Origin of the sequence: Streptomyces sp. CA-181903 (assembly GCF_050937075.1) — a bacterium.
Classification (GTDB): Bacteria; Actinomycetota; Actinomycetes; order Streptomycetales; family Streptomycetaceae; genus Streptomyces.
Map to the genome: position 1 here is coordinate 3,801,185 of NZ_JBNJLY010000001.1, position 15,841 is coordinate 3,817,025.

Annotated in this window: 16 protein-coding genes; 6 read left to right on the forward strand and 10 right to left on the reverse strand. The window is 69.7% G+C overall.

Annotated elements, in window-relative coordinates:
• Window positions 1-36 precede the first annotated feature (36 nt).
• The 3 genes from ACQEVS_RS16990 (at window position 37) to pknB (ending at window position 5,125) form a co-directional block, all read left to right on the forward strand.
• Complete coding sequence (locus ACQEVS_RS16990; protein ID WP_433021298.1) at window positions 37-1,449, forward strand: FtsW/RodA/SpoVE family cell cycle protein; 1,413 nt, start codon at window positions 37-39, stop codon at window positions 1,447-1,449.
• Window positions 1,446-2,903 carry a peptidoglycan D,D-transpeptidase FtsI family protein gene (locus tag ACQEVS_RS16995; protein ID WP_433021300.1) on the forward strand — a complete coding sequence of 486 codons (1,458 nt, stop codon included), beginning with the start codon at window positions 1,446-1,448 and terminating at the stop codon, window positions 2,901-2,903. Before ACQEVS_RS16990 ends, ACQEVS_RS16995 begins: the two co-directional genes overlap by 4 nt.
• A gap of 155 nt (window positions 2,904-3,058) precedes the next feature.
• Window positions 3,059-5,125 (forward strand): Stk1 family PASTA domain-containing Ser/Thr kinase, encoded by a 2,067-nt coding sequence (gene pknB, locus ACQEVS_RS17000; protein ID WP_433021302.1) that lies wholly within the window; start codon window positions 3,059-3,061, stop codon window positions 5,123-5,125.
• Window positions 5,126-5,211: 86 nt separating this feature from the next.
• Here pknB and ACQEVS_RS17005 read toward each other — a convergent pair whose 3' ends face one another.
• From ACQEVS_RS17005 to ACQEVS_RS17030, 6 genes are all read right to left on the reverse strand, one after another.
• Complete coding sequence (locus ACQEVS_RS17005; RefSeq protein WP_433021304.1) at window positions 5,212-5,934, reverse strand: class E sortase; 723 nt, start codon at window positions 5,932-5,934, stop codon at window positions 5,212-5,214.
• Between the two features lie 32 nt (window positions 5,935-5,966).
• Window positions 5,967-6,635 carry a class E sortase gene (locus tag ACQEVS_RS17010; protein ID WP_433021306.1) on the reverse strand — a complete coding sequence of 223 codons (669 nt, stop codon included), beginning with the start codon at window positions 6,633-6,635 and terminating at the stop codon, window positions 5,967-5,969.
• Window positions 6,593-7,318, reverse strand: a complete 726-nt coding sequence (locus ACQEVS_RS17015) for a hypothetical protein (RefSeq protein ID WP_433021308.1) — start codon at window positions 7,316-7,318, stop codon at window positions 6,593-6,595. Before ACQEVS_RS17015 ends, ACQEVS_RS17010 begins: the two co-directional genes overlap by 43 nt.
• Window positions 7,315-7,953, reverse strand: coding sequence for an aminodeoxychorismate/anthranilate synthase component II (locus ACQEVS_RS17020; RefSeq protein ID WP_433021310.1), 639 nt, complete (start codon window positions 7,951-7,953; stop codon window positions 7,315-7,317). The genes ACQEVS_RS17015 and ACQEVS_RS17020 overlap by 4 nt, the downstream gene beginning before the upstream one ends.
• A gap of 4 nt (window positions 7,954-7,957) precedes the next feature.
• Window positions 7,958-8,146, reverse strand: coding sequence for a hypothetical protein (locus tag ACQEVS_RS17025; RefSeq protein ID WP_185940340.1), 189 nt, complete (start codon window positions 8,144-8,146; stop codon window positions 7,958-7,960).
• A 120-nt stretch (window positions 8,147-8,266) separates the two neighbouring features.
• The gene (locus ACQEVS_RS17030) at window positions 8,267-9,049 is read right to left on the reverse strand and encodes a DUF881 domain-containing protein (RefSeq protein WP_433021312.1); all 783 of its coding nucleotides are present in this window, start codon (window positions 9,047-9,049) and stop codon (window positions 8,267-8,269) included.
• Window positions 9,050-9,185: 136 nt separating this feature from the next.
• Here ACQEVS_RS17030 and crgA point away from each other — a divergent pair, with 136 nt between their 5' ends.
• A complete protein-coding gene (gene crgA / locus ACQEVS_RS17035) occupies window positions 9,186-9,440 on the forward strand; it encodes a cell division protein CrgA (RefSeq protein WP_433021314.1) in 255 nt (84 codons plus the stop codon).
• A gap of 319 nt (window positions 9,441-9,759) precedes the next feature.
• Here the strand turns inward: crgA and ACQEVS_RS17040 are convergent, their stop codons facing one another.
• The gene (locus ACQEVS_RS17040) at window positions 9,760-10,620 is read right to left on the reverse strand and encodes a rhomboid family intramembrane serine protease (protein ID WP_433021316.1); all 861 of its coding nucleotides are present in this window, start codon (window positions 10,618-10,620) and stop codon (window positions 9,760-9,762) included.
• 109 nt (window positions 10,621-10,729) lie between these two features.
• Entirely contained in the window at window positions 10,730-11,257 is a 528-nt protein-coding gene (locus tag ACQEVS_RS17045) for a peptidylprolyl isomerase (protein WP_433021318.1), read from the reverse strand.
• Between the two features lie 227 nt (window positions 11,258-11,484).
• Between ACQEVS_RS17045 and ACQEVS_RS17050 the strand changes: the two genes are divergently transcribed.
• The gene (locus ACQEVS_RS17050) at window positions 11,485-12,150 is read left to right on the forward strand and encodes a DUF5324 family protein (RefSeq protein WP_433021320.1); all 666 of its coding nucleotides are present in this window, start codon (window positions 11,485-11,487) and stop codon (window positions 12,148-12,150) included.
• Between the two features lie 244 nt (window positions 12,151-12,394).
• Here the strand turns inward: ACQEVS_RS17050 and ACQEVS_RS17055 are convergent, their stop codons facing one another.
• Window positions 12,395-13,888, reverse strand: coding sequence for an MFS transporter (locus ACQEVS_RS17055; RefSeq protein WP_433027638.1), 1,494 nt, complete (start codon window positions 13,886-13,888; stop codon window positions 12,395-12,397).
• A 102-nt stretch (window positions 13,889-13,990) separates the two neighbouring features.
• Here ACQEVS_RS17055 and ACQEVS_RS17060 point away from each other — a divergent pair, with 102 nt between their 5' ends.
• Window positions 13,991-14,869 (forward strand): helix-turn-helix transcriptional regulator, encoded by an 879-nt coding sequence (locus ACQEVS_RS17060; RefSeq protein ID WP_433021322.1) that lies wholly within the window; start codon window positions 13,991-13,993, stop codon window positions 14,867-14,869.
• Window positions 14,870-14,905: 36 nt separating this feature from the next.
• Here ACQEVS_RS17060 and ACQEVS_RS17065 read toward each other — a convergent pair whose 3' ends face one another.
• Window positions 14,906-15,706, reverse strand: a complete 801-nt coding sequence (locus tag ACQEVS_RS17065; protein ID WP_433021324.1) for a sulfotransferase — start codon at window positions 15,704-15,706, stop codon at window positions 14,906-14,908.
• Window positions 15,707-15,841 lie beyond the last annotated feature (135 nt).

The window sequence follows — 15,841 nt, forward strand, 5'->3', positions numbered from 1 at the left end:
CTGTAGGGGGCCAGCGACGTGTCAGCCATCTCACCCATGCCGAACACCAACACCACCACCGTCAGCACGGCGGGCCAGCCGAGCCGGCGCAACACCGAGTTGCTGCTGCTCGCCTTCGCCGTCATCCTCCCCTGTTTCGCGTACGCCAACGTGGGCCTGGCGCTGGACGGCGAGATGCCCTCCGGCATGCTCGGCTACGGCATGGGCCTCGGCCTGCTCGCCGGTGTCGGCCATCTCGTGGTGCGGAAGTTCGCGCCGTACGCCGACCCGTTGCTGCTGCCGCTGGCCACGGTCCTGAACGGGCTGGGGCTGGTCATCATCTGGCGGCTGGACCAGTCCAAGCGCCTCCAGGCGTCCAAGACGTTCGCTCCGGCCGCCACCAACCAGCTGCTGTTCTCGGCGCTGGGCATCGCGCTGTTCGTGGCCGTGGTGATCTTCCTCAAGGACCACCGGGTCCTCCAGCGCTACACGTACATCTCGATGGCCGTGGCGCTGGCGCTGCTGATCTCGCCGCTGTTCTTCCCCGCGAAGTACGGCGCCCGCATCTGGATCACCCTTCCCGGCCTGGGCAGTCTCCAGCCCGGTGAGTTCGCCAAGATCGTGCTGGCGGTGTTCTTCGCCGGCTATCTGATGGTCAAACGGGACGCGCTGGCCCTGGCCAGCCGCAGGTTCATGGGCATGTACCTGCCGCGCGGCCGCGACCTGGGCCCGATCCTGGCCGTCTGGGCGTTCAGCATCCTGATCCTGGTCTTCGAGACGGACCTCGGCACCTCGCTGCTGTTCTTCGGCATGTTCGTCGTGATGCTCTACGTCGCGACCGAGCGCACCAGCTGGATCGTCTTCGGTCTGCTGATGTCGGCGGCGGGCGCGGTCGGCGTGGCCTCGTTCGAGACGCACGTGCAGCAGCGCGTCCAGGCGTGGCTCGACCCGCTGGGCGAGTTCCTGATGAGCAAGAAGGGCATCGGGGGCCACTCCGAGCAGTCCATGCAGGCCCTGTGGGCGTTCGGCTCGGGCGGGGTCTCCGGCACCGGCTGGGGCCAGGGCAACTCGGACCTGATCGGCTTCGCCGCCAACTCCGACTTCATCCTCGCCACCGTCGGCGAGGAGCTCGGCCTGGCCGGTCTGATGGCCGTCGTGCTGATCTACGGCCTGATCGTGGAGCGCGGTGTCCGCACCTCGCTGGCCGCCCGCGACCCGTTCGGCAAGCTGCTGGCCATCGGGCTCTCCGGCGCGTTCGCCATCCAGGTGTTCGTGGTGGCCGGCGGTGTCACCGGGCTGATCCCGCTGACCGGTATGACAATGCCGTTCATGGCCCAGGGCGGATCCTCGGTGATCGCCAACTGGGCGCTGATCGCCATCCTCCTCAAGATCAGTGACGCGGCGCGCCGTCCGGCCCCGGCGCCCGTGAGCAACCCCGACGCCGAGATGACCCAGGTGGTCCGACCGTGAACAAGCCCGTGCGCCGGATCGCGATCTTCTGCGGACTCCTCGTCCTCGCACTGATGATCCGCGGCAACTGGCTCCAGTTCGTCAAGGCCGACGAGCTCAAGAACGACAAGAACAACATGCGGGTGAACATCGCCCGTTACAGCCAGCCCCGCGGCAACATCATCGTCGACGGCCAGGAGATCACCGGCTCCAAGGAAGTCAACGGCATCAACTACAAGTACAAGCGCACGTACAAGAACGGCGAGATGTGGGCGCCGGTGACCGGCTACAGCTCGCAGGTCTACAAGCCCACCCTGCTGGAGGGCGTCGAGGACAAGATCCTCACCGGTGACGACGACCGGCTGTTCTTCAACCGGACGATCGACATGATCACCGGTAAGGGCAAGAAGGGCGGTGACGTGATCACCACCCTCAACGCCAAGGCCCAGGAGGCCGCTTTCAAGGGGCTGGGCAGCAAGAAGGGCGCCGTCGCCGCCCTCGACCCGCGCACCGGCAAGATCCTGGCGCTCGCCTCCACCCCGTCGTACGACCCGTCGCGGATCGCCGGGGCCAACGACGGCGACGCCTGGACGAAGCTCAACGCCGACAAGAACAAGCCGATGCTCAACCGGGCGCTGCGGGAGACCTACCCGCCCGGTTCGACGTTCAAGGTCGTCACCGCCGCCGCGGCCCTGGAGAACAACCTCTACAAGGACGTCGACGAGAAGACGAACTCGCCCAAGGGCTGGACGCTGCCCGACACGCAGAACCTGCCGCTGCCCAACGAGACGACGATGCCCTGCGACAACGTCTCGATGCGCGCGGCCCTCCAGTGGTCCTGCAACAGCGTCTTCGGCAAGATCAGCGCCGACCTGGGCAACCAGAAGATGATCGAGCAGGCGAACAAGTTCGGCTTCAACAACGACGACCTTCAGGTCCCGGTCGGCGTCTCGAAGAGCGTCTACCCCAAGGACAACCGCCCGCAGAACGCCATGGCCGGCATCGGTCAGGCGTCCAACCGCGCCACCCCGCTCCAGATGGCCATGGTCGCCGCCGCCGTCGCCAACAACGGCAAGCTCATGGAGCCGTACATGGTGGACAAGCTGCGCGCGCCCAATCTGAACGTGATCGAGACGCACCAGCCGAAGGAGCTGAGCCGGCCGCTCAGCCCGGAGCACGCCCAGTCGCTGCAGAGCGCGATGGAGACGGTCGTCGAGGAGGGCACCGGCACCGAGGCCAAGATCGACGGCGTCAAGGTCGGCGGCAAGACGGGTACCGCCCAGCACGGCGTGGACAACAGCGGCAACCCCTACGCGTGGTTCCTCTCCTACGCCAAGAAGGGTGACGGCTCGCCGGTGGCCGTCGCGGTCGTCATCGAGGGCTCGAACACGATGCGCGACGACATCGCCGGCGGCAAGCTGGCCGCGCCGGTCGCCAGGGGCGTCATGGAGGCGGTGCTGAACTCCTCGAAGTGAGCCCCGGCACGCGCCGGCACCGCGCGCCGGTACCAGGTACGTATCGGGTGCCGGTCACGCCCGGGTGCCGTACGGGACGCCGGGTACGGTAAGCGCGGACAGCACACCGCCGGACCCACGTCGGTGCGGTCGGGAAGAACGGAAGGGCTGGAGCTATGGAAGAGCCGCGTCGCCTCGGCGGCCGGTACGAGCTGGGCTCGGTGCTCGGCCGTGGTGGCATGGCCGAGGTCTATCTCGCCCACGACACCCGGCTCGGCCGCACCGTCGCCGTGAAGACGCTCCGGGTGGACCTCGCCCGGGACCCGTCCTTCCAGGCCCGGTTCCGCCGTGAGGCCCAGTCGGCCGCCTCGCTGAACCACCCGTCCATCGTCGCGGTCTACGACACCGGCGAGGACTACGTGGACGGGGTCTCGATCCCGTACATCGTCATGGAGTACGTGGACGGGTCCACCCTCCGCGAGCTGCTCCACTCCGGCCGCAAGCTGCTTCCCGAACGTTCACTCGAAATGACCATCGGGGTCCTCCAGGCACTGGAGTACTCCCACCGGGCGGGCATCGTCCACCGCGACATCAAGCCCGCCAACGTCATGCTGACCCGCACCGGCCAGGTCAAGGTCATGGACTTCGGCATCGCCCGTGCGATGGGCGACGCCGGCATGACGATGACGCAGACGGCGGCCGTGATCGGCACCGCCCAGTACCTCTCCCCGGAGCAGGCCAAGGGCGAGCAGGTGGACGCCCGCTCCGACCTGTACTCGACGGGCTGCCTCCTCTACGAACTGCTCACCGTCCGGCCGCCGTTCATCGGCGACTCCCCGGTCGCGGTCGCGTACCAGCACGTCCGCGAGGAGCCCAACCCGCCGAGCGCCTTCGACCCCGAGATCACGCCCGAGATGGACGCCATCGTCCTGAAGGCGCTGGTCAAGGACCCGGACTACCGCTACCAGTCGGCCGACGAGATGCGCGCCGACATCGAGGCCGCCCTGGAGGGCCGCCCGGTGGCCGCCGCGGCCGGCTACGGCGCCATGGGCGCGGTCGGCTACGGCGGCGAGGACCAGCCCACCGCCATGCTCGGCCGGCACGACCCGAACGCCGCCGGGCAGACGTCCATGCTCCCGCCCGTACGGGACGGCGGGGGCTACGGGGGCGGTGGCTACGGCGGTTACGACGACGGCGGGGAAGGCCCCGGCCACGGCGGCAACGGCCGGAAGAAGAGCAGCCTTTCGACGATCCTCCTGGTGATCGCGGGCATCCTGGTGCTCGTCGGCGCGATCTTCATCGGGAAGTCGCTGTTCAGCGGCGACGGCAAGAGCGGTGACGTCGTCGTGCCCAACCTGATCGGCGAGAAGCTGGACTCCGCCCAGAAGCAGGGCGAGAACGTCGAGCTCAAGGTCGTCGACAGCGGCAAGAAGGTCAACTGCGACGCCGACCCGGGCAAGGTCTGCGAGCAGGACCCCAAGGCCGGCGCCAAGGTCGCGCGGAACAGCGAGGTCAAGGTCTCGCTGTCCAAGGGCCCGGCCAAGGTCGAGGTCCCCAACGTCCTGCACACCCAGTTCGACAAGGCGAAGAAAACGCTGGAGGACAAGGGCTTCACGGTCCACCGCGCGGAGGAGCAGACCGACGAGGCCACGGCCGGGACCGTCATCAAGCAGGACCCGGACGCCAACGAGCAGGCCGAGAAGGGCTCGGAGGTCACCCTCACCGTCGCCACGGCCGTCCCGACGAAGACCGTCCCGCCGGTGGTGGGTCAGCAGTTCGACGCGGCCAAGAAGCAGCTCGAGGACAACGGCTTCAAGGTGTCGCGGAAGGACGTCGACAACGACGCCCCGGCCGGGCAGGTGACCGACCAGTCCCCGCAGGGCAGTACGGCCGCCTCGCCCGGCTCGACGGTCGAGCTGACGGTCTCCAAGGGCCCGCAGGACGTCGATCTCCCCAACCTGGCCAACATGACCCTCAAGGACGCCAAGAAGGCCCTGGAGGACGCCGGGCTCAAGGTCGGCACCATCATGGGCCCGAACGACGACAAGGCCGTCGTGCAGACGTCCATGCCGCTCCCCGGCGGCAAGGTGAAGAAGGGCACGACGGTCAACCTGGTCACCCGCCCGCAGACCCCCGGCACCGACATCGGCGGCGCCAACCAGGGCGGTGACAACCAGGGGAACCCCGGCGGCAACGACCAGGGCGGCCCCTTCGGCGGCTTCCTCGAAGGCCGCCGGCACTGACCCGTACGCACACAGGAGCCCCGGCACCGCCTTCTTGAGGAGGACGGCGCCGGGGCTCTCGCGTGCGTGCGGGGCCCGGCCCGGGATCAGCCCCGGAGCTCCTTCGGCGGCGTCCGCTTCTCGTCGACCTTCTCCGTCCGCGACAACTCCGCCCAGACGACGTAGCGGTAGTCGGAGGTGTAGATCGGCGTACAGGTCGTCAGCGTCAGGTAGCGGCCCGGAACGGTCTTCCCGGACTCCCGGGGCACGGGGTCGAGGACCTTCACGTTGAACCGCGAGGTCTGCTTGAGCTCCTTGTAGACCGTGTAGACGTACCAGGTGTCCCGCGTCTCGAAGACGACCGGGTCACCGTCCTTGATCTTGTGGATGTTGTGGAACTTGGCGCCGTGCCCGTCCCGGTGCGCCGCCAGCGTGAGGTTGCCCTGGCCTTCCCAGGGCAGGGTGGCCTTCACCGGCTTGCGGTAGTAGCCGGCCACGCCCTCGTTGAGCACGGAGCTGCCCGTGCCGGGCTTCACCAGCACCTCGCCCTTGCCCATGGCGGGCACGTGCAGGAAGCCGACCCCGTCCTTGGTGTCCAGGGCGCCCGGCCCCTTCCGCGCCCAGTTCTCGCGCACCTGCGCGCCCTGCCGCTTCGCCTCGCGGTCGGCTATCACGTTCGTCCACCACAGCGAGTAGACGACGAACAGCGCCAGCAGCACGCCGGCGGTGATCAGCAGTTCGCCGATCACGCCGACGGTGGCGGCTATCCGGCCCCGGGTACGGCCGCGCCGCGGTGGCGCGCCGTCGGTCAGCTCCTCGGTCCCTGCCACAGCCCGCCCGTACCCCGCTCCCCTGCCGTCCGTCAGTCGACGAGCGCGTCCGGCTTGCCCTTCCCGCGCGGGCGCTCGTCCACCATCTTGCCCCACACGATCATCCGGTACGTACTGGTGAATTCGGGGGTGCAGGTGGTCAGGGTGATGTACCGGCCCGGTCCCGTGAAGCCCGAACCCTGCGGTACCGGGCGGATGACCCCGACGTTCGCCGGTGACGTCTGGTCCAGTCGGCTCGTCATCTCATAGGTGTAGAAGGCGCTCTTCGTCTCCACCACGATCTTGTCACCGGGCTGCAGCCGGTTGACGTAGCGGAACGGTTCGCCATGGGTGTTGCGATGGCCCGCGAGCGCGAAGTTGCCCTGTCGGTCCCAGGGCATCGCCGTCTTCAGCGGCCCCTTGCCGTAGTGCCCGACCATGCCGCGGTCCAGAACCTTGTGCTTCCCGGTGCCCTCGGCGATCGGGGCCTTCACGTCGAGCTTGGGGATGTAGATGATGGCGAAGCCCTCGCCGGGCGAGAACGCGCCCGCGTCCCGGTCCTTGCCGCCGTCCCGGGCCCAGCTCCTGCGGAGGTCCTTCGCCGCGCCGCCGGCCTGCTGCTGGGCGATGACGTTCGTCCACCACAGTTGGTAGGCGACGAACAGCAGCATCACCACGCCTATGGTGATGAACACTTCGCCCAGCAGCCGGCTGACGACCACCCCGAGGCCGTCCTTGCGCGCCCGCTCCGCCCGCCGGGCGGCCCGGCGCCGCTCCGCCCGCCCGCCGGCCGGGGAGCCACGGCCGGCGCCGCGGCCGAGGGGGCCGCCGTCCGGCGCAGCGGCATCGTCGCGTCGTCCTCGGGCGGCAGGGGCAGGGCACCGCCGTGGGACTGCGGGGGAATGCCCACCGGGGCTTCCGGCGGGAGGGGGCGGGAGACGGCCTCGCGCGGCATCTCGGGTGGCAGCGGCCGGGCGACGGGCCGTCCGGCGTTCTCCGGCGGCAGCGGCCGGGAGACGCCCGGGGACCAGGCGGCGAGTCCGGGCGCGGACGGCCAGGGCCCGCCGGCCCGCCCGCCCGGCACGTACTCGTACGGGTCGTCGGCCGGAACGTTCCGCCCGTGTCCGTAGGGATCGGTGGACGTCTCGCCGGCGTACGGGCCGGTGGACGACTCGCCGGCGTAAGGGCTGTTGGATGTCTCGCCGCCGTACGGGCCGGTGGACGACTCGCCCCCGTACGGGCCGCCAGCCGGCTCGCCCTGACCGTGTCCGTACGGCTCGTCGGCCGGCTCACCCGACCCGTGCCCGTACGGCTCCGCGGGCGGCCGGGGGTCCGCCGGCGGGGGCGCGTACCGCTCCGGCGCCGGCGCCCCCCAGGGGTCCCGCTCGGGGCGGAGCCCGTTCACTCTCCGGCCTTGCCCACCACCGGGGCGAGCCCGGCCGACCGTTCCACCGCCCCCGTGTCACCGCAGGAGACGAGCCAGTTGGCGAGCATCCGGTGCCCCCACTCGGTGAGCACCGACTCGGGGTGGAACTGCACGCCCTCGACGGGGAGATCGCGGTGGCGCAGGCCCATGGCGATGCCGCTCTCCGTCCAGGCGGTCATCTCCAGCTCGTCCGGCCAGCCCTCCCGCGCGACGGCGAGGGAGTGGTAGCGGGTGGCGGTGAACGGCGACGGCAGCCCCTGGAAGACGCCGGCGCCCTGGTGGCTGACGGACGAGGTCTTGCCGTGCAGCAGCTCGGGCGCCCGGCCGACCACCCCGCCGTAGGCGACGGCCATCGACTGCATGCCCAGGCAGACGCCGAACACCGGCACCCCGGTGGCCGCGCAGTGCCGCACCATGTCGATGCAGACACCGGCCTGTTCGGGCGCTCCCGGGCCGGGCGAGAGCAGTACCCCGTCGAAGCCCTCCTGGGCGTGCGCCGGTTCGACCTCGTCGTTGCGGCGCACCTCGCACTCGGCGCCGAGCTGGTAGAGGTACTGGACGAGGTTGAAGACGAAGCTGTCGTAGTTGTCCACGACGAGGATGCGCGCGCTCATCGCGTCACCGCCATTCCGTTGCCGGTGTCGGCAGGCTGTCGTTCACCGTCACGTCGTTGAACGGCAGCAGCGGTTCGGCCCAGGGGAAGACGTACTGGAAGAGGACGTAGACGACGGCCAGCACGAGGACCACGGAGATCAGGGCCTTCACCCACGCGTTGCCCGGCAGATGACGCCAGATCCAGACGTACATGCTGTCCCTACTTGCCGACGGGGATGGTCTTTGCCGGACCAGAGTAAGGGGCCGCACCCGTGCGCGGGGCGCAGCCGGGCAAACCCCGGCGCGGAGTCCCCGCCGGGCGCTCCGGGCCCGTCAGCCGGCCGGCTTGGCGTAGTGCAGGTCCACCACGCCGGTGTAGCCGGGGAGGGTCACCTTGTCGTGCTGGTCGACCTTCCAGCCGAGGCCGTAAGCGGTGACGTACTGGAGGTAGTTCTGGATGGTGGGCGACGTGTCCAGGGCCTTGCGCAGCCGGCCGCGGTCACCGACGGCGGTGATCTTGTAGGGCGGGGAGTAGACGCGGCCCTGGAGGATGAGGGTGTTGCCGACGCAGCGGACGGCGCTGGTCGAGATCAGCCGCTGGTCCATCACCTCGATGCCCTGGGCGCCGCCCCGCCAGAGGGCGTTGACGACGGCCTGGAGGTCCTGCTGGTGGATGACCAGGTCGTTGGGCTGGGGCTGCGGGACGCCGGGGACCTTGGCGGTGGCGTTGGGCGGGGCGTCGGTCAGGGTGACCGTCAGCCCGCTGCCACCGATCTCCCGGGTGCCGGCGGCGTCGCCCAGGGCGGCCAGTCGGCGGGCCTCGGCGGTGTCGCCGCCGGAGTCGCGGCCGGCGAGGGAGTCGACCTCGGCGCGCAGGGTGGCGGCGCTCCGCTCCAGTTCGCCGTTGCCCTTGCTGCGCTCCTGGATCAGGTCGGAGAGGCGGAGCATGGAGGCGTCGGTGCGGATGTCGGTGCCCTTGGCGGTGTTGAAGCTCATCCAGAAGATGAGGCCCGCGAGCGCGAAGACCGCGGCCGTCAGCAGCCGTACCGGGCGGAATCGCCGGGGAGGGCGGTGGTCGGGCGCTGCGTCGCTGGTGGAGACGGCAGAATTGCTCAACGTACCCTTGTCCTCTCCGACGCCGCTGAAGCACTACGCTAACGGACGCCCGGGGGGAGGAAGCGCTCCCCGACGCGGCCGACCAGCCCTTGTACACCCAGCGCGGTTACGCAGCGCATCGACAGGAGAGTTCCTCGTGCCGAAGTCACGGATCCGCAAGAAGGAAGACTTCACGCCCCCGCCGGCGAAGCAGCAGAGCATCAAGCTGAACAGCGGGCGGCGGTGGGTGGCTCCGCTCATGCTGGCACTGTTCCTGATCGGGCTCGCGTGGATCGTCATCTTCTACGTGACGGGCAGCGACATGCCCATCGAGTCCCTGCACAACTGGAACATCGTGGTCGGCTTCGGCTTCATCGCGGCGGGGTTCGTGGTCTCCACCCAGTGGAAGTAGCGGGTCGGAGCGGGGCGGCGGAGTAGTGGGCCAGCCCGGTTATCCACACCCTCATCCACAGTGGGGAAAAACTCAGAAGATCTGTGGATAACTTCCTCGGCGTTGACGCCGGTGTGACTGTTCGCGATCCCTGTGGATCGTCGCCCACACCGGCGTCCGTCGTCATACCCGCAGGTCGGAGCGGGTGCACCAAAAACCGGAGGCGGCTTTTCCGCCGTCCTGCACACCGGCCGGTGGATGCTGTGGACAACTCCCGGCGCACTGATGTGGGTGACAGGGGAGGGTGACGCTCCGGAGCCGGCGCCCCGGAGGGCGTCCCCTAGGTCAGCTCGGCCGTCCTGACGACCACCGTCACCAGGATCGCCACCAGCGCGGCCCCACAGGTCAGCCACTGCACCAGCGCCCGCCGCGCGCGGGGCGCGTGCACCATGCCGTACGCCACCAGGGCGCCCACCACCAGGCCGCCGATGTGCGCTTCCTTGGCGATGTTGTTCCAGGTGAAGGTGAAGATCAGGTTGAGCACGAGCAGCGCCATCACCGGCCGCATGTCGTACTTCAGCCGGCGCATCAGCACGGCGGTGGCCCCCAGCAGGCCGAAGATCGCGCCCGAGGCGCCGTACGACCGCCCGCCCGGGTCGACCATCAGATAGGTGAGCGCGCTGCCGCCGAGCCCCGACAGCAGGTAGAGCGCCAGGTACCGGGCCCGGCCGAAGGCGGCCTCCAGCGGCGGTCCCAGCCACCAGAGCGACAGCATGTTGAAGCCGATGTGCATCACCGACTCGTGGAGGAACAGCGAGGTCAGCAGCCGGTACCACTGGCCCTCGGCGACCCCCTCGCCGTCCTGGAACGGGTCGCGCCCGATCAGCTCCAGGGTGCCGACGACGTCCTGCCCCTTGACCATCACCGCGATCCAGATCGCGATGTTGATGCCGAGCAGCACCTTGGTCACCAGAAAGGGGTCACCGGGGCGTTCGACGGAGCCCGCGGCCGTACGCGGGGCGGCGTCCTCCCGGTCGTTCCCCCGCGCGGGGCCGGAGCCGCCGCCCGAGCACTCGGGGCAGTGAAAGCCGACCGAGGCGTTGACCATGCAGTCGGGACAGATCGGCCGTTCGCAGCGCGTACAGCGGATGCCCGTCTCGCGGTCCGGATGCCGGTAGCAGCAGACGGCCTGGTCGTTCATGCTCTCCCCTCGCCCCTGTGGCGGACCCGGGCGCCGCCGTTGCCGAGCAGGGCCCCGACCGTCTTACGGACGGGCGGGGCGCCGGGTTCCCTGCGTACGAAAACGGTCCTCAGCGGGACTCGATCACAACGCTCTCGATGACGACGTCCTGGACCGGACGGTCGGTGCGCGGGTTGGTCTGGGCGCCCGCGATGGCGTCCACGACCTTCTTGCCCGCGTCGGTGCTGACCTCGCCGAAGATGGTGTGCTTGCCGGTCAGCCACGTGGTCGGGGACACGGTGATGAAGAACTGCGAGCCGTTGGTGCCCGGGCCGGCGTTGGCCATGGCCAGCAGGTACGGCTTGTTGAACGCCAGGTCGGGGTGGAACTCGTCCTTGAACTCGTACCCCGGGCCGCCGGTGCCGTTGCCCAGCGGGTCACCGCCCTGGATCATGAAGCCGCTGATGACGCGGTGGAACACCGTGCCGTCGTACAGCTTGTCCGTGGACTTCTTGCCGGTCGCCGGGTGGACCCACTCGCGCTCGCCCTTGGCGAGCTCGACGAAGTTCTTGACCGTCGTCGGGGCGTGATTCGGCAGGAGCCGGATCTCGATGTCCCCCTGGTTGGTCTTCAGGGTCGCGTAGAGCTGCTCGGCCACGATCTACCTTCCATAGTCTGCACTGACAGCCACCGATCCTCGCACGGACCGGCGTCCGGCGAGTAACGCCCAAAGCCCCGCGCGCGGCGGCGAACCATGGCATTGTCGAGCCGGAGGCCCGTTGACCCGGATGCCTTACCGAACCTGCCGGACCACCCCTGGACAGGCATGATTTCCCACTGGGTGGAAAGGCGACAGTCCAGTACGCCACCGAGGAGGAGGTTCTCGTGACCCGCAAGGACAGCGTGCGCGCCGCGACCAGCACCGCCAAGGACAGCGTGCGCCACGCGGCCGAAGTGGTGGCGCCCTACGCCGGCACGGCCAAGGACGCCGCCGTGCACTACGCGCACGAAGCCCGCGTCCGGCTCGCTCCCAAGGTGGCCGAGGCCGCCCAGCAGGCGCGCTCCCAGTACGACGCGCACCTGCAGCCCCGGATCGACCATGCCCGCGAGGTGCTGCCGCCCAAGGTCAACCAGGCCGCCGCCCGGGCCCGCGCCGCGGCCGAGCCCGTCCGCGACGAGGCCGTCTCCCGCGGCACCGCCGCGCTCGCCGTGCTGCGCGGCCAGGTGCCCGCGCAGGACGTGGAGCGCCTGGGCCGCAAGCGCTCCCGCCGCGGCCGGGCCGGCCGCGTGGCGAAGCGGCTGGCCTTCGCGGGCCTGCTGGTGGGCGGCGCCGTCGCGGCCTGGCGCTGGTGGGACAAGCAGGCCAACCCGGACTGGCTGGTCGAACCCCCGGCCGCCACCGAGATCGCCGACCGCCCCCACCTCACCTCCGTCGACGGCAGCGGCGACCGCTCCCCCCTCGACCCGGAGGTCCAGGCCAAGCAGGCCGAGGCGGAGGCCGACGAAGACAAGGAAGCCGAGAGCAAGAAGAAGGACGACGACCACTCCTGACGCCCCGGCCCCATCGGCCCCGGACGTCAAAAAATCCCCTCCGACCGCGTCGACGCAGGTCGGAGGGGATTGTGCGTGGAGCCTAGGAACGCCTAGGGGGCTGGTGCCTGGTGCCTGGTGCCTGGGGAAGTCAAATCCGTAATCGCCGCTCCCGCCCCCACGTCTCCACACCGCACCGCGGGCGCCCCTCCCCTTGGCACACGTCGGCGAGATGGCCGTCATGCATCCGATCGCGAGCCGTCTGTCAGGCGGCCTCGGCCGGTTTCTCGCGGGGCAAAGCGAAGAGCAGCGCGGTGGCGACGACCGCGATGGCCAGATTCAGGATCGCCGCTGTGCCGAAGGCATGCGCATACTGCGCCACCCTGCTGCCGTGCGGCGTCAGAGCGTCGAAGAAGAACACGCCGATCACCGCGACCCCCACCGCTCCGCCGACCTGCTGGCCGGTCGACAGAACACCGGAAGCCATGCCGATCTCGCTCGGAGGGATCCGTCCGAGCACCGTGTTCAGCAGCTGGGGGAGCAGCAGGCCGTTGCCGAGTCCCACCAGGATCAGCGGCGCGATCAGCGGACCGGCCGAAAGCCGCCCACCCGCGGAGAGGGCCATCAACAGCGTGGCGAGGAAGCCCGTCGCGGCCAGCACGCTGCCGAGCTCCAGCACGCGTCGGCCGTGGCGCGGCGTCCAGCGCGCCGCCAGCAAGCTGGTGGCGAAGAAGGCGACCGCCAGCGGTGTGTACTCGAGCCCCGCGCCCAGGGCGGACATCCCGAAACCGTTCTGGAGCATCAGCGAGAGGATCAGGAAGAAGGAATTCACACCGGCGTAGGCGACGACCACGAGCGTGATGCCGATCGCGAACGGGCGCTCGGCGAACAACCGCAGGGAGACCAGCGGGGCACGCCCCGCCCGTTCCACCCAACGCTCGACCACGATGAACAGCACGAACGCGACCACACTGCCGGCGAGGCTGACCCAGCTCCAGACCGGCCAGCCTGCGTCGCGCCCCTCCACCAGCGGAATCACCAGGAGGAACAACGCCATCGTGAGCACCGCAAGACCCGGCAAGTCCAGTGAGCGGGCCTGCGGCGCCCGGGTCTCGGGCAACACCCGGGCCGCCAGCGCCAGCGTGATCAGCCCGATCGGGACGTTCACCCAGAACACCGGACGCCAGGTGGTGCCGAACAGGTCCGCCGAGATCAGCAGGCCGCCGACCAACTGACCGACGACCGTCGAAACGCCGATCACCGAGCCGAGCGCGCCGAACGCGCGGTGTCTCTGCTGTGCCGGGATCAGCACCTGGATCATCGAGAAGACCTGGGGGAACATCAGCGCCGCGCTCAGGCCCTGCGCGAGGCGCGCCCCGATGAGCACCCCGGCGGTCGGCGCCAGGGCACAGGCAACCGAGGTGAGGGTGAACAGGCCCATACCGACCATGAACAACCGCTTGCGGCCGAATGCGTCGCCGAGCCGAGCCCCGGTGATCAGAGCCACGGCGTAGGTGATCTGGTACCCGGCGACGATCAATTGGACTTCGCCGTCGGAGGCGTGCAGGTCGGCCTGGATCGCGGGGGCGGCGACCAGCACGATGAAGGTGTCGAGGATGGCCATGAAACTGCCGACGAGGATGACCGGCAGCGCCCGCCAGGGCGAGGCGGCGGTGGATCCCGCCAAGGCCGTCCCGTGGGTCGCTTGCGGCGCGCTCGTCGGTCCGTGGGCGGCCGGGCCGGCCTTACGGTGCGTCATGTCACCCAAGATTCCACTGTGTTCGGCCTCCGCACATGGGCGCGGATATGCTAGTGGTGACGGCACCAGCATCGACGGCTACGGTCCGTACCGGGGGATGGGATGGACAACACGGCGCAGCGGCAGGAGCTCGCGGACTTTCTCCGGGCCCGGCGCGGGCAGATCTCACCCCGTGACGTCGGGATCGAGCCGGGGCCCCGGAGGCGGACGCCGGGACTGCGGCGAGAAGAGGTCGCACACCTCTCCGGGGTGAGCATGACCTGGTACACCTGGCTCGAACAGGCACGGGACATCACGGTCAGCAGACAGGTGCTCGACAGCCTGGCGCGCGCGCTGCGCCTGTCGACCGCCGAGAAGCGGTACATGTACACGCTCGCCGACCAGCAAGGTGTCGTGCGTCAGGAGGTCGCCGACGCACCGAGCGGCGAGCTGCAGCGCCTCGTGGACGCGCTCAACCCGAACCCGACATATCTCATCGGCCCCAGCTGGGACCTGCTGGCCTGGAACGCGGCCGAGGCCGGGCTGATCGGCGATCCCGCCCGGCTGCCCGGCCCCGAACGCAACATCATCCGCCTGGTGTTCACCGACCCGGAGACGCGCGGCCTGCTGGTGGACTGGCGCGCCCAGGCCTCCGGGCTGCTCGCCCAGTTCCGTGCGGATGCCGCCCGCAACCTCGGCGACCCGCGCTTCGCTCAGTTGAGCGACGAGCTGTACGACGTAAGCGACGAGTTCCGCGAGTTGTGGGACGAGCACCGCGTGGCCGACTTCGGATCCGCCCGCTGGAAGTTCGATCACCCCCGGCTCGGCCGGCTGACCGTGGACTACGTGCGGCTGGCCGCCCTGCAGTCCCCGGGGGTGAAGCTGTTCACCTGCCTACCGGCGGACACGGAGACCGAGGCCAAGCTGCCCGGCTTGATCGACCCTGACCACAGGCTCGACCCGGTCGCCGCCGGGGCGACGGCGGGGACGCTCTGGAGCTAGCGGGCTGCCTGGCCGTACCTCTTCACCGTCGGTCACTCAACGCCGTCGCTCCGCAGAGGTGGCTGCACCTGTGCGAGAAGGGGTCTCCGAGAGGAGCGTCACGGTCGTGACCCCCCTCGTGTACGACGTCAGCACGCGGACCGTGACCACCCCGCGTCTCGCGTGGCGCAGTTGGCGTGGCTCGTCCCCGACACCGGTGGGCGCGTCCTCAATGTGCCGCGTACGCGAGTCGCCGCGGACGGCGTCACGCAGTTTCTGCAGGGCCGGGTCGTCCGGGTGTCGGGCGAGAGCGAGACGCAAGTCCGCGAGAAGGTGCGGCGCCCAATCCCGTTCCCAGTTCTGCAAGACCTCCTCACGGGCCTCGGCGGACAGCAGCGCCCACTCCGTCACGTTGGACGGTGGCCCACCGGTCGGGAACATCCGGGTGAAAGCGTCGTTGGCGGCGATGACGTCGCCGGCCGGAGAGCAGACGAAGGCCATCTCCGTGTGGCTGCCGACCCAGCGGTGCCAGTGTGGGGAGACGGGACCCATCGGCAACACCGGGTCCGTCCTGAAGAGATCCAGATGGGCGATGCGCAGATGATGGTCGCTGAAGTGCAGGGTCCTGGCGACGCGCAGGAAGAGTTCGCGCGACGGAGCCAGGACACCGTTCTCCAGTTTCTGATACGTGCCCGTACCCCCTCGAAGTGCTTCGTCCATGTCGGATTGGCGAAGATTTGCACTGCGTGAACGCCGCGTGGAGATACGGGGCGGCAACCCGATTAGCTCGCGGGTGACTTTGGCGCGATATCTCCGGAGAAGCTCCTGATAATCGCGGTCGGGCGGCTTCTGATTCACGGTTCCCCCCGGTTTCGGATGGCCTGTTAACGGAATAGTTGAATCCGTTGTAACTCCATGACGTAGTCCGTCCCGACGACGTGGATACGTGCGCACCCCAACAGCACTCACTATATATGCGCGCACAAGCCTGCC

Bases quoted from the DNA above. Each gene is read 5' to 3' on its own strand.
- ACQEVS_RS17055 (WP_433027638.1), bottom strand. From the start codon at position 13,888: ATGACGCACCGTAAGGCCGGCCCGGCCGCCCACGGACCGACGAGCGCG.
- pknB (WP_433021302.1), top strand. From the start codon at position 3,059: ATGGAAGAGCCGCGTCGCCTCGGCGGCCGGTACGAGCTGGGCTCGGTG.
- ACQEVS_RS17025 (WP_185940340.1), bottom strand. From the start codon at position 8,146: ATGTACGTCTGGATCTGGCGTCATCTGCCGGGCAACGCGTGGGTGAAG.
- ACQEVS_RS17020 (WP_433021310.1), bottom strand. From the start codon at position 7,953: ATGAGCGCGCGCATCCTCGTCGTGGACAACTACGACAGCTTCGTCTTC.
- ACQEVS_RS17040 (WP_433021316.1), bottom strand. From the start codon at position 10,620: ATGAACGACCAGGCCGTCTGCTGCTACCGGCATCCGGACCGCGAGACG.
- ACQEVS_RS17060 (WP_433021322.1), top strand. From the start codon at position 13,991: ATGGACAACACGGCGCAGCGGCAGGAGCTCGCGGACTTTCTCCGGGCC.
- ACQEVS_RS16990 (WP_433021298.1), top strand. From the start codon at position 37: ATGCCGAACACCAACACCACCACCGTCAGCACGGCGGGCCAGCCGAGC.